Annotated in this window: 22 protein-coding genes; 10 read left to right on the top strand and 12 right to left on the bottom strand. The window is 58.9% G+C overall.

Translation table 11 applies throughout. The annotated features are described in order from the left end of the window. Window positions 1-33 precede the first annotated feature (33 nt). Complete coding sequence (locus E8M77_RS00240) at window positions 34-525, bottom strand: hypothetical protein (protein WP_137128599.1); 492 nt, start codon at window positions 523-525, stop codon at window positions 34-36. A gap of 665 nt (window positions 526-1,190) precedes the next feature. Next, window positions 1,191-2,351, bottom strand: a complete 1,161-nt coding sequence (locus E8M77_RS00235) for an ROK family transcriptional regulator (protein ID WP_137128598.1) — start codon at window positions 2,349-2,351, stop codon at window positions 1,191-1,193. A 186-nt stretch (window positions 2,352-2,537) separates the two neighbouring features. On the opposite strand from E8M77_RS00235, the gene E8M77_RS00230 reads away from it, so the two are divergent. The 6 genes from E8M77_RS00230 (at window position 2,538) to E8M77_RS00205 (ending at window position 7,950) form a co-directional block, all read left to right on the top strand. Continuing rightward, window positions 2,538-3,842 carry an extracellular solute-binding protein gene (locus tag E8M77_RS00230; protein ID WP_137128597.1) on the top strand — a complete coding sequence of 435 codons (1,305 nt, stop codon included), beginning with the start codon at window positions 2,538-2,540 and terminating at the stop codon, window positions 3,840-3,842. A 71-nt stretch (window positions 3,843-3,913) separates the two neighbouring features. After that, window positions 3,914-4,795, top strand: coding sequence for a sugar ABC transporter permease (locus E8M77_RS00225; RefSeq protein WP_137128596.1), 882 nt, complete (start codon window positions 3,914-3,916; stop codon window positions 4,793-4,795). A gap of 4 nt (window positions 4,796-4,799) precedes the next feature. Next, window positions 4,800-5,720, top strand: a complete 921-nt coding sequence (locus E8M77_RS00220; RefSeq protein ID WP_137128595.1) for an ABC transporter permease subunit — start codon at window positions 4,800-4,802, stop codon at window positions 5,718-5,720. Between the two features lie 6 nt (window positions 5,721-5,726). Next, window positions 5,727-6,776, top strand: coding sequence for a sn-glycerol-3-phosphate ABC transporter ATP-binding protein UgpC (ugpC, locus tag E8M77_RS00215; protein WP_137128594.1), 1,050 nt, complete (start codon window positions 5,727-5,729; stop codon window positions 6,774-6,776). A 10-nt stretch (window positions 6,777-6,786) separates the two neighbouring features. Continuing rightward, complete coding sequence (locus E8M77_RS00210) at window positions 6,787-7,518, top strand: DUF1868 domain-containing protein (protein ID WP_170975687.1); 732 nt, start codon at window positions 6,787-6,789, stop codon at window positions 7,516-7,518. A gap of 162 nt (window positions 7,519-7,680) precedes the next feature. Continuing rightward, window positions 7,681-7,950 (top strand): hypothetical protein, encoded by a 270-nt coding sequence (locus tag E8M77_RS00205; protein WP_137128592.1) that lies wholly within the window; start codon window positions 7,681-7,683, stop codon window positions 7,948-7,950. A gap of 1 nt (window position 7,951) precedes the next feature. Here the strand turns inward: E8M77_RS00205 and E8M77_RS00200 are convergent, their stop codons facing one another. Beyond that, window positions 7,952-8,179 carry a hexameric tyrosine-coordinated heme protein gene (locus E8M77_RS00200; RefSeq protein ID WP_137128591.1) on the bottom strand — a complete coding sequence of 76 codons (228 nt, stop codon included), beginning with the start codon at window positions 8,177-8,179 and terminating at the stop codon, window positions 7,952-7,954. A gap of 96 nt (window positions 8,180-8,275) precedes the next feature. Next, window positions 8,276-9,445 carry an NO-inducible flavohemoprotein gene (hmpA, locus tag E8M77_RS00195; protein WP_137128590.1) on the bottom strand — a complete coding sequence of 390 codons (1,170 nt, stop codon included), beginning with the start codon at window positions 9,443-9,445 and terminating at the stop codon, window positions 8,276-8,278. A 389-nt stretch (window positions 9,446-9,834) separates the two neighbouring features. On the opposite strand from hmpA, the gene E8M77_RS00190 reads away from it, so the two are divergent. Continuing rightward, window positions 9,835-10,251 carry an Rrf2 family transcriptional regulator gene (locus tag E8M77_RS00190; RefSeq protein WP_137128589.1) on the top strand — a complete coding sequence of 139 codons (417 nt, stop codon included), beginning with the start codon at window positions 9,835-9,837 and terminating at the stop codon, window positions 10,249-10,251. A 61-nt stretch (window positions 10,252-10,312) separates the two neighbouring features. Here the strand turns inward: E8M77_RS00190 and E8M77_RS00185 are convergent, their stop codons facing one another. The 6 genes from E8M77_RS00185 to E8M77_RS00160 form a co-directional block, all read right to left on the bottom strand. Beyond that, entirely contained in the window at window positions 10,313-10,651 is a 339-nt protein-coding gene (locus E8M77_RS00185) for an SgcJ/EcaC family oxidoreductase (RefSeq protein WP_137128588.1), read from the bottom strand. 26 nt (window positions 10,652-10,677) lie between these two features. Further along, complete coding sequence (locus E8M77_RS00180) at window positions 10,678-11,622, bottom strand: PDR/VanB family oxidoreductase (protein ID WP_137128587.1); 945 nt, start codon at window positions 11,620-11,622, stop codon at window positions 10,678-10,680. Next, window positions 11,622-12,410 carry an MOSC domain-containing protein gene (locus E8M77_RS00175; RefSeq protein ID WP_137128586.1) on the bottom strand — a complete coding sequence of 263 codons (789 nt, stop codon included), beginning with the start codon at window positions 12,408-12,410 and terminating at the stop codon, window positions 11,622-11,624. The genes E8M77_RS00180 and E8M77_RS00175 overlap by 1 nt, the downstream gene beginning before the upstream one ends. Beyond that, a complete protein-coding gene (locus E8M77_RS00170) occupies window positions 12,410-13,456 on the bottom strand; it encodes a nitronate monooxygenase (protein WP_170975686.1) in 1,047 nt (348 codons plus the stop codon). The genes E8M77_RS00175 and E8M77_RS00170 overlap by 1 nt, the downstream gene beginning before the upstream one ends. Window positions 13,457-13,568: 112 nt before the next feature. Further along, on the bottom strand, window positions 13,569-14,402 hold the full coding sequence (locus E8M77_RS00165; RefSeq protein WP_137128585.1) for a LuxR family transcriptional regulator: 834 nt from the start codon (window positions 14,400-14,402) through the stop codon (window positions 13,569-13,571). A gap of 9 nt (window positions 14,403-14,411) precedes the next feature. Next, entirely contained in the window at window positions 14,412-15,764 is a 1,353-nt protein-coding gene (locus E8M77_RS00160) for an amidase family protein (protein ID WP_170975685.1), read from the bottom strand. A gap of 304 nt (window positions 15,765-16,068) precedes the next feature. Here E8M77_RS00160 and E8M77_RS00155 point away from each other — a divergent pair, with 304 nt between their 5' ends. The 3 genes from E8M77_RS00155 (at window position 16,069) to E8M77_RS00145 (ending at window position 19,226) form a co-directional block, all read left to right on the top strand. Further along, window positions 16,069-16,851, top strand: a complete 783-nt coding sequence (locus E8M77_RS00155) for a cyclase family protein (protein WP_137128583.1) — start codon at window positions 16,069-16,071, stop codon at window positions 16,849-16,851. Window positions 16,852-17,064: 213 nt separating this feature from the next. Continuing rightward, a complete protein-coding gene (locus E8M77_RS00150; protein ID WP_137128582.1) occupies window positions 17,065-18,651 on the top strand; it encodes an NAD(P)/FAD-dependent oxidoreductase in 1,587 nt (528 codons plus the stop codon). 71 nt (window positions 18,652-18,722) lie between these two features. Beyond that, entirely contained in the window at window positions 18,723-19,226 is a 504-nt protein-coding gene (locus E8M77_RS00145) for a MarR family transcriptional regulator (protein WP_137128581.1), read from the top strand. A 9-nt stretch (window positions 19,227-19,235) separates the two neighbouring features. Here the strand turns inward: E8M77_RS00145 and E8M77_RS00140 are convergent, their stop codons facing one another. Together E8M77_RS00140 and E8M77_RS00135 are read right to left on the bottom strand one after the other, a co-directional pair. Beyond that, window positions 19,236-20,786, bottom strand: coding sequence for an indolepyruvate oxidoreductase subunit beta family protein (locus E8M77_RS00140; RefSeq protein ID WP_137128580.1), 1,551 nt, complete (start codon window positions 20,784-20,786; stop codon window positions 19,236-19,238). Between the two features lie 12 nt (window positions 20,787-20,798). Further along, window positions 20,799-22,952 carry an indolepyruvate ferredoxin oxidoreductase subunit alpha gene (locus E8M77_RS00135; protein ID WP_137128579.1) on the bottom strand — a complete coding sequence of 718 codons (2,154 nt, stop codon included), beginning with the start codon at window positions 22,950-22,952 and terminating at the stop codon, window positions 20,799-20,801. Between the last annotated feature and the right edge of the window lie 248 nt (window positions 22,953-23,200).

Below are 23,200 nucleotides of genomic sequence, written 5' to 3'. Positions count from 1 at the left end.
CCCGATCAATGAGCGGGTGCATTTGACTGACCGTTAGGCGGCGATCGACTCGACCGCTGCCGCACAGCAGCATGGCGTGCAGCAACAGCAGGAAATATCTGCCGCCAAATTGCCGGGAACCTTGTAGCCGGATCCGAAGGCAACCTTGATGGAACTGATGTCAGCGACAGTCAGGTTCTGGGCGCGCGCCGGGATTTTCCCCTCGGCCATGGCCTGGAGGTCGGCTTTGGTCAGTTCCTTGGCAGCCGGCGTGAGCGCCGCCATCCCCGATCTGTCGAGGCCCATCTGCGTGATCGGCGTCGTCGTGGGCAGCCGCGCATCAAGCTTGATAACCTTCACTGCTCGCGGATCGCTAAGCTTTAGTTCAAGCATCTTCGGGTCGATTTTCAGCAGTTTCGCATCTGCCAAGTTCATCTTCGTCTGCGCATGCGCCGCCGATGTCACAATGGCCGACCCGGCCGAGGTCACCACCGCGCCGAAGCCGACCGTTTTCAAGAATTTGCGGCGATTGAATTGTTCATTCATCGATATCACTCCCCTTTGATAGGTTTTCGATCAAGACAGCATCACCAAACGCAATCAATTCTGGAGGCATCGATTTGAAAATAAATCAAAAAATCGCCAATAAAATATTTTACAGCACCACAATATGTTGCTGTTTCAAGGCGATATTATTTAAAACTTCCTCACGCAGCTGGAAAAATAGGAAAAATCGTAGATACATACGCAGGAAAATACTTCGACACCCTCATTACGAGTATTATTTACTAAAAATTAATAAATCGCAACCACCCAAGCAATGTTTATTTTAGCAAGCCCTTGCGGGTCCAGTTAGAGTTTCCGCCACATCGGCCGATGAGTGATCGCCATTCTCATGCCCAATTGCGATCTTGGCAGGTCTTAGCGCAGCCCGCGGGGTCACGGCTCTATAGAAAACACGATCAGGATTATGATTTCATTGGTTTTTCACGTGCAAAATTTATTCAAGGGGCGCTCTGCAAACGGCCCTCGATGTTCAAGTCATTCGACGAATCTCGCGCCCGGCACGAAACGTATTTCATCGCCAAGGCCGGTTGGCTACCGGATCGACTTGCACCCCCAGGCCGCAAACCGAACCATATTTTGTTTAGAGCGGGTTTGGGCCAACAGAACTGATCCAATCAGGTCGAAACACGCTCTAGCCGGCAGTTTCAGAAGTAGGTTTCCTTCAGCGGCAGGCTGGCTGCGCCGATGGCGGAGGTTTCACCCGTGATCTGCGATGGTGCAAGGCGAGGCATGCGGCGCATGATTCCATGCCGAGGTTTGCTATAAAATGTCGTGCGCTCAATCAGCGCTTCAGCAAGCTGTGTCGGTATTTGCCCACCCAGAACTACAACTTCCGGATCAATCACGGCAGAGAGCACGTTGATGATACGGGTGTGGTTTGGCGCGACGAGATCTATCCACTCCTCCACACCCGGCCAGGCGGGATCAAACTTGCGACCAAGTTCCGAGATCGTGGTGACCTTGACGCCATGGCCCGCAAGGATCCGCAAGAGCCCCGCCAAGGTCGGGCGATTGGCCATTTCGTCCTCGCGAAAGGCACCGCTGAATTCGCCGGCATTGCCGAAGCCGCCGCGCACCAGATTGCCGTTCAACACGATGCCGCCGCCAAAACCATAGTTGAACGAAAGATAGGCGAAGTTGGCAACACTACGCCCAACGCCCAGCATCCGCTCGCACAGCGTGCTCATGTTCGCGCCGTTTTCAGTCCAGACCGGACGCCCAAATCGCTCGGCTAGATAAGGTCCCAATTGCAGTTCCGACCACTCGATCAATGGTTCGGGCGGATTGTAGCGCGTACCCCCCACCAGGAAGCCGGATATGGCAAAACCGATGGCGAAAACATCGGCCAAGCGAAACCCCATCCGGCCGAGAAGGGATGGAATGACTGCCTCGATATTGCAAAGGACAGTTTCCATCGCCAAGCCATCAATGGGCAGCGACATGGTCTCGAAGGCGCCGGCAAAATCCATGACGCAGACACCGGCGCTATCGGTATTGATCGCAATGCCGATAGTGCAGGCGTGACGCGCATTGAGCAACAGTTGCGGGCTTGGCTTGCCCTTGTAGCTTGGCGGCTCGAGCGGCCCCAGACGGATGAGACCGCGCCCCTCCAACTGCGTGACGATGCGATGGATCGACTGTTGCGTGAGATCGAGCCTTGATCCGAGCGCAGAGCGCGTCAATTGTCGGCGGTCCCACAGCATGGAGAGAATGGCGCGCTCATTGCTGGAGACCACCGGCGTTGCCGGTCCTTCGCGACGATAACGGTCATCGATCAGCAAATGGGGATCATATTCGGCGGGCATGGCAATCTTCAAATGGCAGGCGGGAGCGGACCTCAACGGTGTGCAACATTGACCATCTTGTCGGTCACTCCACGGAAAATCAATGGCTTGAACCCTCAAAACGAAAGGCAACAGGCCTTTAAATACATGTCACACTTAAAGTGTATAAATTACTTCACACGCTCCCGAACCCAAACGAGGACTGCCATGAAAGTGAAGTACCTGATTGCATCTGCCCTTGCCATGGCAAGCGCCGTCCCGGCAGCCAGGGCCGCCGAGATCGATTTCTGGTATGGCAATACCGGTGTCATCGAAACGGCCATCCAGGATGCCTGCAGTACTTTCAATGCCAGCCAGACACAGAACAAGGTCAACTGCCTTGGTCAGGGCAGCTATGAAGTCGCCATGCAAAAGGCAATCGCTGCCTATCGCGCCAAGAAGGCGCCAGTACTCATGCAGTTTTTCGATGCAGGCACACTGGACCTGATGCTGTCAGGTGCGGCCGAGCCTGTGAGCGCCGTTCTTCCGCAGGTCAACTGGAAGGACTATCTCCAGGGTGCGCGTTCATATTATGAAACAGCCAAGGGCGAGCTTTTGTCGCAACCCTATAACGGCTCCACACTGCTGATGTATGGAAACCGGGACATGCTTGCCAAGGCCGGCATCGACAAGCTTCCGACCACCTATGAAGAACTGGTCGCCGATGCCAAGCAGCTGAAGGCCGCCGGCATCGAGTGCCCCTTTACGACCGACGGTCATCCCTGGCGTGTTTTGGAGCAGTTCGCGGCACGCCATGGAACGGCCATCGCCACCCGACACAATGGCTATGACGGGCTGGATGCGATCTATAGCTTCAACAAGGGGCCGGTCGCCACGCATATGCAGAACCTGAAGACCTGGCGCGACGATGGCTTGCTGCGCCTGGCGCAGGATACGAAAGCCGGCAAGTTTGACGCCGCATTCAACACGGCTGAATGCGCGATGATGGAAAACTCTAGCGCCGGCTACGGAGCCGCTTACAAGGCGCTGGGCGACAAGGTGATGGTCGGCTTGGCGCCGATGTATGAAGGCCAGACGCGCCATAACACGCTGATCGGCGGCGCCTCGATCTGGATCATGAAGGGTCACAGCAAAGACGAAGTGGCGGCGGCCAAGGCGTTTCTGGACTTCCTGCGTCGCGACGACCAACAGATCGAATTTGCCGGCAAGACCGGCTATCTGCCGATGACAGAAACCGCACTTCTAGCCCTCAAGGCATCGGCCAAGGCAAATGATCCGCAGTTTGCAACGGCTGAACTCGGCGTCGCCTCTCTCAATCAACCCGCCAATGAGGATAGCCGTGGCGTCAGGCTCGGCTTCTATGTGCAGTTCCGCGATATCTTCATGAAGGAGACCCAAAAGGCCTTCAACGGCGAAAAACCCATGCAGCAGGCGCTGGATGATGCGGCCTCCCAGGGCAATGAACTGCTGCGCCGCTTCGAGAAAACCTATAACGGCGCGGCCAACCAGTAAGCGCGGCACAGACGCAGAACCGCAGAGCCGGGCAGCCTGCCCGGCTCCCTTCACGCTTTCTGGAAGCCGAGATGCGACAGACTTTTTATTCCGCAGGATGGCTCTATGCCGCGCTGGTGGCACCGATCCTTATCCTCATTGGCATTTTCTTCTACCTGCCGGTCGGGCTTGCCTTCTACTGGTCGTTCTTTCTGGAACAGCCTTTCGGCGGCGGATCCCAATTCGTCGGCTTTGAGAACTTTGCACGCATCCTCTCCGATGCCGCTTTCTGGTCGTCGATCGGGCGCACATTCCTGTTCATGGTGCTGGCGGCAGGCTTCGGCATTTTTCTGGCGCTGATCCTGGCGCTGGCCGCCGATCGTGGCATCCGCACAAGCCGGATTGCCCGCAATGTGCTGATCTGGCCAAAAGCCATAGCGGGCGCTTCGATCGGCATTGTCTTTACCTTCATCTTCAACCCGTTCCTGGGCATTTTCGCGCCGCTGAACGATCTCGTTCCCGGCATCTGGAACCCGCGCATCGACGGCATGCATGCGTTTGCGACCGTGGTGATTGCGCAGGTTTGGAACGGAATTCCCTTTAATTTCATCATTCTCCTGTCGGGCCTGCAGACCATTCCCGATACCCTGGTCAAGGCGGCGGCCATGGATGGCGCCGGCCCCTGGCGGCGTATTCGGGATATCCAGCTGCCGCTCCTCACCCCGCAGCTGTTTCTGACATTCATCCTGGAATTCGTCGGCACGGCAGTGGATCCCTTCGGCCTGATCGACACGATGACCGGCGGCGGACCTGGGGATTCAACGACGCTGCTGATCTACAAAATCTATACCGACGGCTTTCAAGCCTATGACCTTTCAGGCGCCGCCAGCCAGACAGTGCTGCTGATGCTCTTTGTGATCGGCATGGTTCTGGTGCAGTTCCGTCTGGAAAAACGTGTGAAATATGAGCGGTGATGCCATGATCGAAACCAACGGCGGCATAAACCGCACGGCAAGCATCATCCTGATTGCCGGAATAATCTTCATTCTTTCGCCACTGGCGATCGCGCTGCTTGTCGCGACTCAGTCCTATGAGGATTTCGTGGCTGCGGGCGGCATCAGCCTGATACCCGGCCGGCACCTCATAGACAATATCGCCCATATCGCATTGGAAACGAACCTGCCGCGCCAAGTGCTGAGTTCCATCATCATCGCAACCAGCGTTTCCGCAATCAAATGCGCCTTTGCATTTACGGCAACTTTCGCGCTGGTCTTCTTCGATTGCCGCTGGAGCAAGCTCATCTTCGCGCTGACAATTGCCACCGTCATGCTGCCGCTCGAACTGATTGTTGTCACGACCTATCAAGTGGTCGCCAATGTCGCCATGCCGTTCAACTGGCTGGTCGATCTCACCGGCCTTGGATTTCTGATGGAGAGGCTTGGCGGGGTTGCGCCGCATCTGGAATGGAACCTACTCGACACCTATGTCGGCATCGCGGCACCCATTGCCACGTCATCGACATCCGTCTTCATCTATCGGCAGTTTTTCCTAAGCCTGCCGCGCGACCTGCCGCGGGCCGCCGCCATGGATGGCGCAGGCCCGATCCGCTTCCTCATCGACATCCTTCTGCCGCTGTCCAAGACGCCACTGATTGCTACCTTCATCTTCTGGTTCATCGGCGGCTGGACAAGCTACCTCTGGCCGCTGGTGGCAGCCTCGTCCAGCGACATGCAGCCGGCCATTGTAGGGCTTTCGCGTCTGGCCACCAGTGAACAGGACCGCATTCCCGAAGTGCCGATGCTGATGGCAGGTGCGCTGTTTGTCTCTTTCCTCCCCGTTGTTCTGATCGCCGTCATGCAGAGGCGTATCGTCAAGGGCCTCAATCTATCAGAGAAGTGAACCACAATGGGCAATACGATCGAACTCGATCAGGTCAGCAAAGCCTTTGACGGGAAAACCGTTATTGATAGCCTATCGGCAGCCTTCGAAGATGGTGAATTCGTCGCAATTCTCGGGCCATCCGGCTGCGGCAAATCCACGATGCTGAACATGATCGCCGGTCTGGAGCGCGTTAGCGCCGGACGCATTCTGATCGGCGGCGCGCAGGTGCAGGATAGCCCCCCCAAGGATCGTGGCTGCGCGATGGTGTTCCAGAATTATGCGCTCTATCCGCATATGGCGGTCAGGGACAATATCGGCTATGCGCTCAAGGTGGCGGGTGTGCCGAAGCTGGAGCGCGAGCGGCGGATCGTCGAAGCGGCAAGAATCGTGGAGCTCGGCGATTATCTTGATCGCCGCCCGTCGGCCCTGTCCGGCGGCCAGCGCCAGCGCGTGGCGATTGCCCGTGCCATTGTGCGCGAGCCGAAAGTGCTGCTGTTCGACGAGCCGCTTTCCAATCTCGATGCCAAGCTTCGCCACGGCATGCGCATGGAACTGAGCCAATTGCATCGCCGTATCGGGGCAACAAGCATCTTCGTCACCCATGACCAGATCGAAGCGATGACCCTGGCCGACCGGGTGATGCTGCTGAATGCAGGGCGGATCGAGCAGTTTGCCACGCCGCATGATCTCTATCACCGGCCGGCCACCACCTTCGTCGCCGGCTTCATCGGCGCCCCGCCGATGAACCTGATGGCCGTGGAAGGCGACGGAGCCACGCTTTGCCTGCCGGATGGAACCGTGCTGGCACACCATGCGCACCGGGGTCCCGTAACACTTGGTATCCGGCCGGAAAAGATAGCAACCGGTCGCGGCGCGCTCACGGCAAAGCTCCTCTACCGAGAGGACCTGGGCTCGCATTCGTCGCTTCTGGTTCGGCTTCCAGGCGGCCAGACAATCCAGATCGCCTCGCCCTTCGGCACTGAAATTGGCGCTCTGGATGAAATCCGTTTTGATTTCCCCGCCGACCAGATCCATCTCTTCGATCAAAAGACCGGCCATCGCGCCGATACCTGAAAGAACATTCATGACACCGACCCGTCCAGACGCCGTTGCCCACCTGACCGGCAAGCTTTCCGACCAACCGCGCCCCGGCGGTATTTCGCTGCCAGGCGGCGGCGGCAAGTTTCATTCCGATGGTAGTGTTCAACATTGGCCGGGCAATACATTCATATGCCATATCGACCGCGGCTCTCGGGCTTTCGAGGCAATCCGGGCATTGCAGGAAGAGATCAAGCGCAGCCAGTTCAATCGCTTCTTTACCTTCCTGCCGCCTTCCAGCTTCCACATGACCGTCTTCCAGGGCATCTCACCGGCCACGCGGCCCGGTGAAGGCTGGCCGGACGGCATAGCCTGGCCAATGGAACGCGACACGGTTTCCGCAGAAATCCTCAACCGTATCGAGCATGTCAAGCTGTCTCAAACACATCGCATCCGCGTCATCGACCTCTTCGCCGCCCATAGTCTGACAGTGGCAGGAGCAACAGAGCCGGAAGAAGACGCATTGCGCGCTGAGCGACGGGTCCTTGGCGGTGCAACGCGCATGCCGCAGGCCGATTTTGACAGCTATGTCTTCCACATCTCGCTCGCCTATCAGATCGATTGGGTATCCGAGCCGCTAGCCCGCGAAATAGTGGCCTATAGCGCGCAGCTGAGCGATCATTACCGTCCGCTGATCGGCGAGATCACGCTCGGTCCCGTGGAATTCTGCCGCTTCGACACCATGCATCATTTCGAGCCATTGAGGGAACTGGTCTGAAGACCGTCTCAAAATCTTGCCCTTACGTGCCAGGCGGCGCCTGTTGCTCCCACAACCCTGTCGGCTGGTACCGTGTATGGATGACAGGAAGCCATTGAATGGGACCTCGCGTGCGCCCTTGCCGTCGAGCCGGGCAACATCCACTTCGAAGAGGCCCTGTCCATGTTGGATCGCAAGCCTTGCGAGGCAATACAAATCAAGCTTCGCCATCGGTTGTCACAGATCGGCGCGACAACGTTCTTTCTAACGCACGACCAAGAAGAAGCGCTGACCATGTCCGACGGAGTGGCGGACATGCACCATGCGCGGATCGACCCGCTCGCCGATCCGCACACACTCTACCCTCAGTCACCCACCGCCTTCGTACGATCCTTCATCGACCAGTCGCTCTGCCGGAGGGGGGACAAGTCGTCTCGTCAGATCGATCGATAGCTCAGCGCCAGTAGTTGTTTGCAGCCGCGACCGTCTGAAAGTTAACCGCGACCACATGCGACGCAGCCGTCAAGGAATCTGCATCATTTGCATAGACGGGCCGCAATTCCTTCAGCACATTGACGTCAGGTTGCGTGGTCCTCACGCCACGCCTGCTCAAGGTGACGGCAAGCTCGAAGCCTTCTTGGGGCGTCGCGGTGATCAATGTCTTGAGCCATGGCTCTGTCATCGTTTGGCGTCCTTTGTAGCGTAAATATTCTTGGCGTTATCGGCACGTCGTGCTGAGAGGGATTTCCTCCGCTGCCTGCCTGGCACGAATCGACATTCAATCCAGTGCTTCTGTTGGACCGAAAAACTCGAATTCTCGACGCTCAGCCGGGATGCCGATTTCGGTCAGCGCCTTGTCAATGAATGACATAAATGGCTTTGGCCCCAGAAAATACGCGTCTGCATTTGCGGGCACCCAGTTTCGCAAGTGCTCAAGCGACGGACGGCCAGAGTAGGCGTCGCCCTGCCCTGCCTCTTCGTAGACGATATGCGCGGTAAAGTTTGGATAGTCGCGAGCCCAGTTTTCCACCGTACCGGCAAAGGCATGGACATCCCGATTGCGAGCATAGTGAATGAAGACAATGTCGCGCATACCCTCGGCAAGCGCGGCTTCTGCCATGGCCAGCAAAGGCGTAATACCAACACCACCACTGATCAGCGCCAGAGGCCCTGCACCTTTCTTCAAGACGAACAGGCCAGCAGGCGGGAAGATTTCCAGTTCGCTGCCGATCTGCACCTTGTCGTGCAGATGGTTCGAAACCAAACCGCCAGGCTCGCGCTTGACACTGATGCGTAACTGCTCGCCATTGGCGGCCTGCGAGATGGAATAGTTGCGACGCACCTCCTGCCCGTCGATGAGCAGCTTAAGGCCCAGATATTGGCCCGGCTCGTGCGAAAGGACAGCAGCGCCATCAACAGGAGACAGGTAGAGCGACACGATCTCTGCACTCTCGATACACTTGTCTGCAACGCGAAAGAGGCGACCACCACGCCAACCGCCATGCGTCTCTGCCAAACGATTGTATTCAGAGCCTTCCGCACCAATCAGGATGTTGGCGAGTTGCCAATAGGCTTCCCCCCAGGCATCCAGGACCGCATCGGTTGCAGTTTCCGCACCGAGCACCTCGCGGATGGCACGCAATAAGCAGGTCCCGACGACGGGATAGTGTTCCGGCAGAATTTGCAGCGCGACATGCTTTTGGATGATGCGTGCCGGCAGGCTACCAAGCGCGCCCAGATCGTCGATATGACGTGCATATTGCAGAATCGCATTGGCAAGAGCCCTCGGTTGCGAACCGTGGATCTGATGCGCCTGATTGAAGAGCGGCCGAACTTCGGGATACTCATCAAGCATGATCTTGTAAAAATGCGTCGTCAGGGCCTCGCCACCAGTCTCGAGAATTGGGACCGTAGCTTTAACGATGCGGGTCTGTTCCGGCGTCAACATTGAGCCTGCCTTTCGTGCAAACGAGTTTAAGTGAAACACGCAGGGCGCATGAAGATGCCACGGCATGCGGGCATCCGTGCTTCACCCTGATGTGTATGGCTGAGCATCGGCCGGCGTCGTTGCCAGCTGATGTGCGCCGTGGAGTGGATGGGTCAAAGCCCAGAAGGCCGACCCGGTTTCCAACAGCGCCAGATGCCGCGCAGGAATGCGTAGCGCGAAGGGCAAAGCCTGGCCCAGTTCTCAGATGAAACCTTCACCTGAGACCTCGTCAGCCCGGTAGAGAGCACCAGCTTGCCATTCGAGCCGATTAATTCGCTTCGAAACATGCATCTGAAATGCTATATATCGCCAACCGACATAATGTGCAAATGAAATACATCTTTTAAGCCATGCGATTGAGCCGTTTTTCAGACTATTCCATTCGTGTTCTCCTCTTCCTGGCAACGCACAGGGATCGGATCAGCTCGATCGGAGAAATTGCCACCACCTATGAGATATCGCAGAACCACCTTATGAAGGTTGTCAGCGAGCTCTCGGCGCGCGGCTATGTAACAGCCCTGCGCGGTCGAAATGGCGGGATCCGGCTGGCATTGCAGCCAGAGGAGATCAATATCGGGCGTCTCATTCGCCAGACGGAAGGCAAGATAGATCTGGTGGAATGCGCAAATTGCAAGCTGCTTGGATTTTGCAGGCTTCCAGGACCATTGGATCTTGCCTTGTCGGCCTTCTTCGATGTGCTGGAGCGCTACACGCTGGCGGATGTTGTCGCCGACGGTGGACGGTCATTCCTCAATCGCGATGAATGAAGACGATTGAACAAGACGACCGCCTGCGTGACCTCTATGCCTCCCCTTGACCCTGGGTGCATCACATCCATCGCAACTGGTAAAGCGCGATCAACCAATCCTCGTCGTCACGCCGAACGGCAAGTGCGATCATTGCGATCCTCTCGTCCTGATCCGGAACGGAAAAGGTCGCGGCGATCGTGGCAACGATCAGGTCAGGCGATGGAGCCTGCGCCTCGACCAAAGTGGCCTTGACCTTCAATCCTCGCGGAATGCCAAGATAATAGTCCTCAATCGAAGCCCGTGAAACAAGTGGTGCCGGCTGCGAACCCATGAACAAGGCGTTTGCACCAAACAGCGCGGCAACAGCTCCTGCATCGCTTCGATTGATCGCACCCACCCATTGATCGATCAGGTTCATGAGAATGCGCTGTCGGTCCTCTCGCGTCAGATATCCAGCGTGATTTCATCCGAAAGCGCACGGGAGACACAAGGGATGAACGCGGATTGCCGTTCCTCCTCGCTGAGACACAGGTCGCGGTGATCCGGCTCGCCGGCCACGAGGGGCACTTTGCAGGTCCCACATGTACCGCTTTCACAAGAGCTCGCAAAGGCGATCCTGCGATCGCGCAGGACATCGAGAATGCTCTTGTCGGCGGCAATGTCGAAAGTTTCGCCCGTGGAGGCTCGCCGCAATCGGAAGGCACTTGCCTGCCCATCTTGCGCATCCACACCGGAGAAGGATTCCGAATGGATCTGCCGGCGCGGCCAATGGATGGTGCGCAGATAGATTGCATTCATCAAGGCGGGAGGGCCGCAAAAATAGATATGTCGATCATCGGGTGTCGCAAACAACGGCCAGAAGTCATAGGTCCGCTTCGGATCGCCATGGTCATGGTGTAGCGTCACAAGGCCACTGAATTCAGGAGATTCCAGAAGATCCGCATAGGCAGCCATGTCGCGAGAACGCGTCAGATAGACCATGTGGACATCACAACCCTGCCGTCGCAGCCGTCGCAACATGGACAGCATCGGCGTGATGCCTATCCCGCCCGCGATCAGCAGGTAGCGGGGCGCCGATACAAGGGCAAAGCCGTTGTGCGGCGCACGTGCGTGCACGAGCTGATCGACGTGAAGTTGCCGGTGCAAAGACAGCGATCCCCCGCGCCCCTGCTCCTCACGCTTGACGGCAATTACATATCGCGAGGTTTCACCATCGTCATTGTTCAGCGAATAGCTGCGCCACGCCCCAGACGGGGTCTCGATCGTCAGATGCGCGCCGGCTTCGAAGCGCGGCAAGGGCGCGCCATCGGCCGCGACGAATGTGAATTCACAAATATCCGCCGTCAGATCGCGCTTTTGCGACAATCTCAGGGAAAGATTTGCCTGCATCAGTTTGCCCCCATGACGGAAATGCGGCTGCCTGGCTCGATCACCGCGTCATCCTGGATCTCCGCATAGATTCCAAGGTCAGAATGGCCATAATGCTGCATCAGCAGCCGTGGAACCGGGATGTCGCGCCGGGCGGTTCGCGGATTGACCTCGGTTGCAGCGCAGCGGCGGGTCCGCAGGGTCACGATCGCACGGGCTTCACCGATCATGATCTCCCGTCCCACCAGTTCGAGTTCACTGAATGCGGGCCATCCGTCGAAATAGATATTCGCTCGAAACCGTGCGGGCAAAACCTCCTTGCCCAGGCGCATCTCGAAATCACGCAGGCTTTCCAGGTTGATGAGCGACACCGCGTTCATCAGACCGGACGAGACGACAGAGACATCGGTAAATCGATGGGGTGCGGCATGAACGAAGCGCGGCATTTCCTCATGTGGAATATCGAACATCGTGGCAAAGAAGGCCTCTGTCGCATCACGCCCATCCTGCCGCGAGAGATCGGCCCGATGCACCAGATGTCCCTGCACGCGCACATCAAAATGCCAGTTTGCCGGATCGAAACTGGCCTCAAGGCCCGCCAATCTCTCATCCTTCATCAGCATCAGGAAACGATCCTTCGGCAGAGGCTGAGGCCGCGCCGGATCAAACCCGCTGCCATGACGGACGAAGCCGAAGAGGCGGTCGGCAGGAAAACCTTCTCCCGCAACGAGTGAGACCCGCTGCAGCATTTCGCCTGTCAGCCCCTTGACCGGATAGCGGTACAGGCTGTCGATACGTCCCTCAATCATCAGGATATCCGTTGAGCTTTGCTGCGAATGATTGCCGCCGCTTCATCCATCATCTCGCTGACAATCGCAGCTGCCGGACGGATAGACTTGATAAGCCCGACACCCTGCCCCATCAGCCAGGCCATCTCTTCCAGGTCCCCGGAGGTCTCTGGCGTCGGCAGGATCACATCGAACTTGCGCTTGGTATGCGGCTGACCCAGAAACACCGTCTCACCGATCACCTCGAGATCACCGCGCTCCGTCGGCACCTCGGCAAGCCGATCGGTCCATTCCGCCACAACCCGGCTCTTGTGAAGGCGCATCGGATTGAAGAAGGGCATTTCGGGTCCGAAAACAGCGGAAAACATGGTGTCCGTGCCTTCTGCCTCGACGAGGCGACGGTGGTGGTCCGGATGAACATAGGCCTCCTCAGAGGCAACCAGCCGTGTACCAACCCAAACGCCGTCGGCGCCAAGCGCCAGCGCAGCAGCCACCCCGCGTCCATCGGCAATCCCGCCGGCGGCGAGCACCAGCGCCTTGTCTCCCACCGCATCGACAATGACGGGGATCAAGGCGATCCCGCCCATCCCGGCCTGATTCAGGCCACCAATACCCTGATAATTGTGACCGCCTGCCTCCTGACCCTGTGCGATGATCACGTCGGCACCATAGCCGACGGCCGTCAGCGCATCGGCCACCGAACCGATCTGCACCCATAGCGAACACCCGGCCTCCTTCAGCAGGGACACCTGATGGGCGGGAGGATGGCCCCAGTGAAACGAGACCACCGGAACCTTTTCTTCAGCCGCGACCTTCACCTGATCTTCGTTGCCAAAACAGGTGATGAAGTTGATATTGAACATCTCGACACCCGCCTCGCGTATCTCGCGGATGGTCTGGCGCAGGATTTCCGGCGGCATGAAACCAACGCCGATCGCACCGACACCGCCCGCACGACTGACAGCAATGGCGAGTTCCTTCTTCTCGCCAGCGAAGGCCATGCCCGCTTGCGCAAAGGGATGATGAGTTGCGAATGTCTCGGTGAAACGAGTCTTGATGGTCGGCATTGTCGGTTCCCTTTTTTCACTCGGGCTTTGCCCGAGACAGTTTCTTGACTTCATTGTGGCGAAGTCGGGAGGAAACCGATATCGACAGTAATGCCGATACGATCAGCCCTGCTCAGGCCTGGCTGGACAAGGAGGCATAAAAGCGCGCACCAAGCTCGGCGCGGTTGGCGCAACCGAGTTTTTCGAAACACCGGTTCACATGGGTGCGCACGGTGGAAAAGCTGATACCCAGAATCCGGGCGATATCGCGGTCGGTGCAACCACGGGCCACGAGGCGGGCAATTTCCACCTCCCTGGCGGTCAAGATATCCTGATCGGTGGTCGCGCAGAACGTATCGCTTGCTGAAACAACAAATGTCATGATCGTGTTGAGCAGATCAACGTCACGATCTTCGAATGCCTCACGGCTCCTGTGTCGCCATATGCGAAAATCGATAACGCGCCCGACACGCACGGGGCGATAGATGTTGATGCCGTGATACATGCCGTCCGGCCTCAGAAAATCCTGGTAGAAACCGGTGCTCCCCAATTCCGCCATGGGGAAGGCAGTTTCCACAATCGTCGCCTGCTCATAGCATCGCATGCGCGCAGTCAAGGGATCGTCAAACTGCAAACTGTCCAGATAGCGCGCGACATTGGTGGGATCCTGATTGACGATCACCGGCTGTTCGTAGCGTTCCTGTCTTGGATCCCAGGTGTAAGAGGCCAGTGTATCGGCCCGCAGCAACCGCCTCAATCTGTCGGCGACGAAAGGCCGGGGGTCCGCACGCGTTTGCCCCAAACAAAGATCGCGCACGACGCCGGCGAGCATCTCGATCTCGGAGCCTGTCATGTCGCGAACCTGGGTTCCCATGGTCTTTTTCCCTCTTGGGAGAGTAAAAGGGGCTATTTGTTGTTTGACAAGAAGAAAGGTTGTTTTGTCTTCATGATAGGCTGAAACTCGCACCAACTGGCATCAGATCAGGCCTTTCAACACGCTTTCGATACGCGCACCAGCAGCAAGCACGAAACGATCCTCTCCAGGACGCCCCTCGATCATCAGACCCACGGGAAGACCGCCCGCATCGAGGCCTGCAGGGATCGATAGCGATGGCGCGCCGGTCAGTGTCGCGAGCGCGGTATTTCGGGCCACAGTGTCGAACGTGGACTTCAGCCCCAGATCCGTCGCCATGGTCATGTCCTCGCCGATGAATGGCGGCGGTACGGGACTGGTCGGCATGGCGATCAGGTCGAGACCATTTGCCGAAAAGAGATCGGCATAGTCCTTGCGAAGTGCACCCAGCAGGCCGCCGTGCACGGCCCTCTCGAAGGCAGGCCGGGTCTCTAGCGCCAGGTGCTCCAGCGAGCCGAAGACATGGCGCACGTCCGGGCTGGCAATCAGTTCGGCAAAGGCGGAAAGAGAGAGACCGCGTTTTTCCCGACAAAAGCGTTCCCAGACATCTGCCGCTTCGTTGAAGACGATGGCATGGCCCATCCGCTCATCGAGATCGGCGAATGCGGGCACATCGAGGGGGACGAAGTCCGCGACGCCTGCCGCTTCAAGGGCCAGGATGGCCTTGCCGAAAGCTGCATCGGTTTGCAATGACAGCCCGGCGGACGCATTCAGGAGACCTATCCGCAGGCGTCGTGCGATGACGGGCACGCCCTGTTCTTCGGGCACGATCAGCCCGTCAATCTCCAGAAGATCGGAGCAATCGACGGCCATCGGGCCGATCGTATCGCGCGTGGTGGATAGGGTCAGAACCCCGCCTGAAGGATAGCGCCCGGTGGAGGGACGGAAGCCGGCAATACCGCAAAAGGCAGCAGGGATACGCGTCGATCCGCCGGTATCGGTTCCCAGCGCAAAGGGGATGACGGACCGGGCCACAGCCGCAGCATTCCCTCCGGAAGACCCTCCGGCGACCCGCTTAGGATCATAGGGATTTCTGACTGGACCGGCATGGCTGTTATTGGACGTGATCCCGAACGCAAGTTCGTGAAGGCTGAGCTTGACCGGCACATAACCGCCAGCAGCTTTCAACCGCGCCACAGCCGGGGCATCGGTGGCGGGAAAATAGTCGGTAAGGCCGGGCGAGCCGCCGGTCGTCGCAAAGGGCAGGCTGTCGATATTGTCCTTGACGCCAAATGGAATGCCACTCAAGGGTCCCTCGATCGACCAGCCTGCATCGGCATCCACGCCGATAATGGAATTGTCGTCACTGCTCCCTGCCCGTTCCAGTACAAGCGCATGCAAGGCCTCAGGCCCATCGCTCTCGATAATGTTTCGCGCAACGGCCAGCGTCAAAGCGGCCCTGGGTAAGATCTGCATCATGGCATTCCGGATCGGAGAACTCTCATCTCCAGTTTAGAGGCGACGAGCAGCATTGCCATCGGCATTAGTGTCGATACGTAACCTAATCCATGCGGCAGACGTTCGGTCCATGGAAAGATCATACGCTACCGGGTAATTCAGGGTGTCGATCAAAGCCGCAGATCGTGAGGTAGCCAAACCATCGCTCGTGGTCGGATTCTGGAAAAAACTTGCAAATGCATATTTCGAAGCTTAAGATGTTTCCCAAAGAGGCGCGGCAGAAACCAGCGCCCAAATCCATCCGAAACGTATGGGGAACTCCATGTCTGACGCTATTGCAAAGCTCGCAACAGGGCTTCTTTCCGGTGCCGTAAAGGTCGTTGATCTGACCGCACCACTTGGCCCTGAAACACCGGTGCTCTACCTGCCGCCACAGTTCGGCAAGAACACGCCGCAGGTCAAGGTCCACACCATCTCCGCCTATGATCAGGACGGTCCTTTCTGGGCCTGGAACTGGCTGGAGCTTGGTGAACATACCGGCACGCATTTCGATGCACCCTGCCACTGGATTACCGGCAAGGATCATCCGGGCAACACGACCGACACGATCCCCCCGCAAAATTTCGTCGCGCCCGTCAATGTCATCGACCGCTCAAAGGAGGCCGATGCCGATCCGGACTATCTCCTGACCGTCGACAGTATCAAGGCCTGGGAGGCCGAGCACGGCGAAATCGGAGCCGGCAGCTGGGTCTTGATGCGCACCGACTGGTACAAGCGCAACGGCGCGACCGACACCTTCCTCAATGCCGACGAGAACGGCCCGCATTCGCCGGGTCCGACGGTGGAAGCCATCGAATATCTCCTGAGCAAGGGCATTATCGGCTGGGGCCAGGAAACCATCGGCACCGATGCCGGCTCCGCCGGTGGCATGAACCCGCCCTTCCCTGCCCACAACCTGATGCACAAGGCCAATAAATATGGCCTTGCCAGCCTGTCCAACCTCGACCAGTTGCCGGCCAAGGGAGCAATCCTGATCGCCGCACCGCTGAAACTCGTCAAGGGCACCGGGTCTCCGGTTCGGGCACTGGCACTCATCGGCGGCTGAAATCCGCCTGACAATGGCGGCTTGACGCGCTGAACCCGGCCCATCCCGGCGTTCGTTTAGCCCGCCAGACGGACACATGACCGCGTTGCCGGGCGTTTTTTGAAAACGCAGGGCCCGCCTGGAGGCAGGGATCCCAACCATTCCTGCCTCCTGCTCCTCTTTGAAAAACGCAAGCAGGATAGAAGCGCCGCGTGCTGGCGTTGGGGGATTATCATGTCGGTTCATGATCACATCATCATCGGCGGCGGCATCAACGGTCTGGTGGCCGCTGCAATGCTCGGCAGGAAGGGCCGCAAAGTCCTGCTCGTGGACCGAAACGACAGCCTTGGCGGCTGCCTGCGCACCGAAGAGATCACCGCACCGGGCTTTCGCCATGATGTGATGGCAACCACCATGGTTCTGTTCATCACCTCGCCTGCCTTTGCAGCGCTCGGTGGCGATCTTGCCGCCCGCGGGCTTGAATTCTGCCACAGCCCGACGCCGACCGGCGTCCTGCAGCCGGATGGACGCAACGCAGTCCTCTCCATGGACCGTGCCCGCAATATTGCGCAGTTCAACAGTCTTGGCGCCGGCGATGGCGACCGCTTTGATGCCGAGATGAACCGGTTTGGCGGCAATGCCGGTTTCGTCTTCGGGCTGCTTGGCGGGCATCTCTGGTCGTCTGCAACACTGAAGCTTCTCGCCAAACAGACCTGGCAGCGCGGCATCAAGGGCATGGCAGCCTTTTTCGGCGAGGCGCTTGCGCCTGCCCGCGGCTATCTCGAGACACGCTATCAATCGGAAACCATGCGGGCTCTCTGGGCGCCCTGGGCACTGCATTGCGGCCTGTCGCCGGAGGCCGCCTATTCGGCCGAAATGACCCGCGTGATCGGTTTCGCCATCGAGGCGGCCGGCTGCCCCATCGTCAAGGGCGGCGCGGAAAACCTGGTGAAAGCCTTCGAAAAGCTCATCCGCGACCAGGGCGGCGAGATCGTCACGGGTGCCGATGTGGACGAGATCATCGCCGGCGCAAAAGGCAGTGCTTCGGGGATACGGCTTGCCGATGGCCGCAGCTTCACGGCGTCCAGAGGCGTCATCGCCTCGGTTGCGCCGCACCAGCTCTATGGCCGGCTGTTGCGCAACTGGCCGACGGCCCTGCCGGAGACTGTCACCCAGGGGCTCTCTTCCTATCGCTACGGCAAAGGCAATATGCAGATCCATTACGCGCTGAAGGAGCCGGCCCGCTGGCATGCCTCGCCCGAGCTTGCCAAGGTTGCCCTCCTGCATCTGACGCCGGGGCTTGACGGCGTGTCACGCTCGGCAAACGAGGCCGAGCGCGGGCTCCTGCCGGCCGAACCGACGATCTGCGTCGGCCAGCCGGCCTCCTTCGATCCATCCCGCGCGCCGGATGGCGCAGGTCTTCTCTGGCTGCAGATCCCCGATGCGCCGCGCATCCTCAAAGGCGATGCCGCCGGTCTCATCGATACGCCGGCCGATGGACAGTGGGACGAGGCAACACGCGAGGCCTTTGCCGAGCGCATCGAGGCCGTGCTTTGCCGGCACATTGCGGGCTTTCGCAATATCATCGTCAAGCGCCGCACCTATTCACCCGCCGACCTTGAAGCTATGAACATAAACCTGGTTGGTGGCGATCCCTATGGCGGTTTTTGTGGACTGGACCAGTTTTTCATCTGGCGTCCCTTCAAGAATAGCCATAATCACGGGACGCATATTCCCGGCCTCTACCATATCGGCGCGTCCACCCATCCCGGTCCGGGCCTGGGCGGCGGGTCGGGCTATCTTCTGGCCTCGTCGCTGTGAAGAAAAGACGCCGGGAGCAATGTCGCATGGGCAACCGCTGCGACAGACACGCGAACGACGAGTGAGGATGCATGAAAGACGCGCAAAGCGCAGAACCGGAAAAGCGGCCCTCAGCCGAAAGCCGGATTCCAAGCCTTGGTGAGGTCGGGCTCAACAATTTCGCGCCCTATCTGATGAACCGGGTGATGGCGCGCTGGAATATCGATCTTGCCGAGGACATGAAGCGACAGGACATCACCACGGCAAAGATGCGCGCGCTCGCCGTGCTGTCGGTGTTTTCCTCTCTCACCGTCAACGAACTGTCGATCTATACGGTCACCGAGCAATCGACGATGAGCCGGACACTCGATTCACTGGAGGAACAGGGGTTCATCCAGCGCCAGTCGCGGGCAGAGGACATGCGCATCCGCGACATCTCCATCACCGCCGAAGGGCGCGCCGTGCTCGACAAGATCTGGCCCACCATGCATCTGCATTTGCAGCAGATGTTCCGCGACATCAGCGAGGACGAACAGCGCCGCTTCATCGCCACCTTGCAGAAAATGCTGCGCAACATCCGCCAGAACGACCTCTGAGACAGAGTATCAAAGGCTTTTGACCGTCATGATCGCCCCATCCAGGACATCGCCTGCTTCGTCGGCCAAGGCTGCCGTGCGCAGCCGGCGCAGCCAATCGGCGGCATCATCGCGACCGGAAAGCAGAGGCAGAGCCCCCAGCGTTCGGTCGAACTTCGACAGCCCGCGCGCATGGGTATCGGAATATCCCTTGACCAGCCGGCGACAGCGGATCACCTCGACGGCGAGATCGTAATTTTCCGTCAGCGCCTTCTGTGCCTTCAAAAGCCAATCCTCGCGATGCGCGATTTCGCGACCGTGGCGAAGGCTCTTGCGACGAATGCCCTTCAAGCCTGACAGCATGTAAAGCATCAGGAACCAGCCGAGCGTCGCGGTCTTCACCCGCCGCCCCTTGTTGACGCGCAGATCAAGCCAATGAAACACCGAGGGGTGGTTTTCAATCCAGGCCCCGAGACCGCTGGGCAGGGTACCGCACACTTCTTCCATACGCGGATGCATATATTCGGTCATCGTCAGGATCTGGCCATCGCGCACCCCCACTTCGCTGCGGATGCGCTCGAAGCGGCTGGACCGCACCTTGAGATCGGCAACCCGCATCACATCATCATAGGTGAAAGCGTTCGCGACATGCTTGGCCGCCTCGGTGGTGAAGGCAAAGTCGTGTGCCTCGCCGCCGGCAGCACGGTCGAGCCTGTGGAGCGCCGCCATGCGGGTCAGGTATTCGTCGCCATAGTCGGCATCCTGGAAATCCGTAGCCTTTTTGACACCGGCAAACAGCATGGCATGGCAATCGATGGGAAATTCATTGCGGATGCGCGCCACGAGCGCATCAAGCTTCGGATGGCCGGCTTTCACCGGCAGCGGCTCGAAACTCTTGGCCGGCTGCGCAGAGAGCTTGTCGTTCTCGCCCTTCAGCGTCCGCTCGAAGGCGGCATCGAAGGCCTTGACGCTTGCCTCGACACCCTTGCCGCCGGAGCGAATGGTGGCCTCATAGGCCGATTTTTCGAAAGGCAGCGCACCGGATGCCGCCAGCGCACCGAAGAGTGCCGAGGAAACCACCGAGCCGTTGCGGGTTGCCAACCGTTCCATGTCGAAGGCCACGGTCTTGCGGGCGGCAAAATCGGTGGCGTCGATGACGGTGACCGGATTGCCCGTGCCGTCGCCGGGCTTCTCCTTCTCGCCCACCGCATAGGCGCGGTGGGTGGAGGCAATCAGTGCCGTCTTGTCCGGCGTCACAAGGCCGCGCAGGACCGAGCGACCCGCTTCCATCAGTTCGGCCGCAATGACGATATCCACATCGCCGGGTGTCGGCATCAAGGCCAGGATCGGGTGTACGCCGCTGGGCGCACGGATGATTTCGATATAGTAGATCGTCGCACCGGTGCGCTGGGCAACGCCGGGCACAGAGGTGGACTGGGCCACCCAGCCCTGGTTTTCAGCCAGCGCCACGATCCAGTCGGCAAGAACGCCGCCGCCCTGCCCGCCCATGGCAAGAATGGCGATGCAGATCGGCCGATCGTCCGACAGGATATGGGTGTGAGAAATGGTCATGCTGTTCATGTCCTTTCTCCCTTACGCGCCAAAGGCGATGCGCGAACGGGTCCGGCGCGCCTGCAACCAGCCGATGACGGCGGCGCGGAAACGATTGAGCAGCCTGTCCATGGCCGTTGGATTGAAAATCACATCGGCGCGGTAGAAGGACGGACAGAGCACGGCCGCCTCCGATACCTCGCCGCAATTGCCGCAGCCGACACAGGAATTGTCGATCGCCGCCACCGGATCATCCTTCAGCGGATCCGCGCTATGCTTGACCGAGAGCGAGGGACATCCCGACAAGCGGATGCAGGCGTGGTCGCCGGTGCAGATATCTTCATCGACGCCGAAACGCTCCTTCACCATGCGCTGGCCACTCTTCACCGCCTTGGCAAATTCAGGTTTGACCCGTCGCTGCTTGTTCAGCATGCATTCGGAGGAGGCGACGATGATCTTTGGCCCCTTGGCGTCGGTGGTCAAAGCCTCCCTCAATGTGTCGCGCATCTTTGCCACATCATAGGTGCGATCGATCTGACGCACCCATTCGGCGCCAATGCCCTTCACGGCATTGACGATCGAATTGTTCGTCTTGCGCCGCGCGTTCCTTGCCCGCGAGGACAGAATGTCCTGCCCGCCCGTCGCTGCGGAATAGAAATTGTCGACGATGATGGTGACACCGTCCTGCTTGTTGAAGACGGCATTGCCAACCGAACTGGTAAGGCCATTGTGCCAGAAGCCGCCATCGCCCATCACCGAAATGGCGCGCTTGTCTGCCTCGACATTGAAGGCGGATGCCGAGGCCGGCCCGAGGCCATAACCCATGGTCGTACCGCCGATATTGAAGGGCGGCAGGATCGAAAACAGGTGGCAGCCGATATCTGCCGAGACGTGATGGACGCCCAGTTCCTTTTCCACCAGTTTCATGGCGGCAAAGATTGGCCGCTCCGGACAGCCGGTGCAAAAGCCGGCCGGGCGCGGCGGCACGACCTGTGCCAGGGCCTTGACGCGGTCATCGGCCAGCACCGCGCTCGGATCGGGCGCCGGGCGCCGGTTGCCAAGCAGATGCGGCGCATGCGCCTCGAAGAATGCTGAAAGACCCTTAACCAGCACCGGTGTCGTATATTCCCCGCCAAGCGGCAGCACGTCCTTGCCGTTCAATGCGGTCTCGATGCCACGACGCCGAAACAGCGTGTGCAGCGCCTGCTCGATATATTCCGGTGCGCCTTCTTCCACCATCAAAAGCGCCTTCTTGCCCTCAGCAAAGGCCAGCACCTCATCGTCGATCATCGGATAGGCGACATTCATCACATAGATCGGCACCCGCGCATTGCCATAGATATCGGCAAGCCCGAGCTGGGCGAGCGCGCGCATGGCACCATTATAGATGCCGCCCTGCAAGATGATGCCAACCTCGCCCTCATCCGGGCCGAAAAACTCGTTCAGCCGGTTCTGCTTGACGAACTCGACGGCTGCAGGCCAGCGGCGTTCCAGCTTGTCCTTCTCATGCAGGAAGGAGGCCGGCGGCAGGACGATGCGGTTCAGATCGCGGCGCGGATTTTCCATCGCCTCGCGCAGGGTATAATCCGGTCGCTTGTTGTCCTTGGCGTTGAAATGCCCATGCACGTGACAGCTGCGGATGCCGACCTGAAGCATGACCGGCGTGGAGGAGGCTTCCGACAGTTCGAACCCCTTTTCCACCGCTTCCACGATCGAGGGCAGATCGGGGCGCGGCGTCAGCAGCCAGATCTGCGATTTCATCGCAAAGGCGTGGCTACGCTCCTGCATGATCGAGGAGCCTTCGCCGTAATCCTCGCCAATGATGATCAGCGCGCCGCCGGTGACGCCACCAGACGACAGGTTGGAGAGCGCGTCGGACGCAACATTGGTGCCGGCCGTCGACTTCCAGGTGACGGCTCCGCGCACAGGATACATGACCGAGGCCGAAAGCATGGCGGCAGCGGCAGCCTCCGAAGCGGATGTCTCGAAATGGATCCCGAGATCCTCCATCACATCCTTGGCGTCGGCCAGAACATCCATCAGATGGGAGATCGGCGAACCCTGGTATCCGCCGACATAGGAGACACCCGATTGCAGCAAAGCCTTGGTGATGGCGAGGATGCCCTCACCGACGAAGACATCACCCTGCCCGAGCTTGAGGTCTTCGACCTCACGGGCGAAAGATCGTTCAGCCATATTCGTTCCCCTGTGCCCGGTTGATCCGGTGCATTATATGCATATGCATACTTTAGGCTCAAAATATCTGTCAACCAATTTCTATACCCTCTGCATTATAGGGCATCTTAACAAAGCTTCGCATAAAAATTTGCAACGACATGAAGATGCATTTTCATGGACTTAACGGATTGAGCACCCGAATTCTGGCGAAAATCACCGAGACCCATCTTGTCGGCCATCCCGATTTATTTATACTTCAATCATTC

Origin of the sequence: Rhizobium sp. FY34 (assembly GCF_005222845.1) — a bacterium.
GTDB lineage: Bacteria > Pseudomonadota > Alphaproteobacteria > Rhizobiales > Rhizobiaceae > Neorhizobium.
This window is presented reverse-complemented; position numbering and strand designations above follow the sequence as displayed.

What these genes read in the sequence shown, in the direction of transcription:
- E8M77_RS00240 (WP_137128599.1), bottom strand. Translation starts at nt 525, where the DNA reads ATGAATGAACAATTCAATCGCCGCAAATTCTTGAAAACGGTCGGCTTC.
- E8M77_RS00235 (WP_137128598.1), bottom strand. Translation starts at nt 2,351, where the DNA reads ATGCCCGCCGAATATGATCCCCATTTGCTGATCGATGACCGTTATCGT.
- E8M77_RS00230 (WP_137128597.1), top strand. Translation starts at nt 2,538, where the DNA reads ATGAAAGTGAAGTACCTGATTGCATCTGCCCTTGCCATGGCAAGCGCC.
- E8M77_RS00225 (WP_137128596.1), top strand. Translation starts at nt 3,914, where the DNA reads ATGCGACAGACTTTTTATTCCGCAGGATGGCTCTATGCCGCGCTGGTG.
- E8M77_RS00220 (WP_137128595.1), top strand. Translation starts at nt 4,800, where the DNA reads ATGATCGAAACCAACGGCGGCATAAACCGCACGGCAAGCATCATCCTG.
- ugpC (WP_137128594.1), top strand. Translation starts at nt 5,727, where the DNA reads ATGGGCAATACGATCGAACTCGATCAGGTCAGCAAAGCCTTTGACGGG.
- E8M77_RS00210 (WP_170975687.1), top strand. Translation starts at nt 6,787, where the DNA reads ATGACACCGACCCGTCCAGACGCCGTTGCCCACCTGACCGGCAAGCTT.
- E8M77_RS00205 (WP_137128592.1), top strand. Translation starts at nt 7,681, where the DNA reads ATGTTGGATCGCAAGCCTTGCGAGGCAATACAAATCAAGCTTCGCCAT.
- E8M77_RS00200 (WP_137128591.1), bottom strand. Translation starts at nt 8,179, where the DNA reads ATGACAGAGCCATGGCTCAAGACATTGATCACCGCGACGCCCCAAGAA.
- hmpA (WP_137128590.1), bottom strand. Translation starts at nt 9,445, where the DNA reads ATGTTGACGCCGGAACAGACCCGCATCGTTAAAGCTACGGTCCCAATT.
- E8M77_RS00190 (WP_137128589.1), top strand. Translation starts at nt 9,835, where the DNA reads ATGCGATTGAGCCGTTTTTCAGACTATTCCATTCGTGTTCTCCTCTTC.
- E8M77_RS00185 (WP_137128588.1), bottom strand. Translation starts at nt 10,651, where the DNA reads ATGAACCTGATCGATCAATGGGTGGGTGCGATCAATCGAAGCGATGCA.
- E8M77_RS00180 (WP_137128587.1), bottom strand. Translation starts at nt 11,622, where the DNA reads ATGCAGGCAAATCTTTCCCTGAGATTGTCGCAAAAGCGCGATCTGACG.
- E8M77_RS00175 (WP_137128586.1), bottom strand. Translation starts at nt 12,410, where the DNA reads ATGATTGAGGGACGTATCGACAGCCTGTACCGCTATCCGGTCAAGGGG.
- E8M77_RS00170 (WP_170975686.1), bottom strand. Translation starts at nt 13,456, where the DNA reads ATGCCGACCATCAAGACTCGTTTCACCGAGACATTCGCAACTCATCAT.
- E8M77_RS00160 (WP_170975685.1), bottom strand. Translation starts at nt 15,764, where the DNA reads ATGCAGATCTTACCCAGGGCCGCTTTGACGCTGGCCGTTGCGCGAAAC.
- E8M77_RS00155 (WP_137128583.1), top strand. Translation starts at nt 16,069, where the DNA reads ATGTCTGACGCTATTGCAAAGCTCGCAACAGGGCTTCTTTCCGGTGCC.
- E8M77_RS00150 (WP_137128582.1), top strand. Translation starts at nt 17,065, where the DNA reads ATGTCGGTTCATGATCACATCATCATCGGCGGCGGCATCAACGGTCTG.
- E8M77_RS00145 (WP_137128581.1), top strand. Translation starts at nt 18,723, where the DNA reads ATGAAAGACGCGCAAAGCGCAGAACCGGAAAAGCGGCCCTCAGCCGAA.
- E8M77_RS00140 (WP_137128580.1), bottom strand. Translation starts at nt 20,786, where the DNA reads ATGAACAGCATGACCATTTCTCACACCCATATCCTGTCGGACGATCGG.
- E8M77_RS00135 (WP_137128579.1), bottom strand. Translation starts at nt 22,952, where the DNA reads ATGGCTGAACGATCTTTCGCCCGTGAGGTCGAAGACCTCAAGCTCGGG.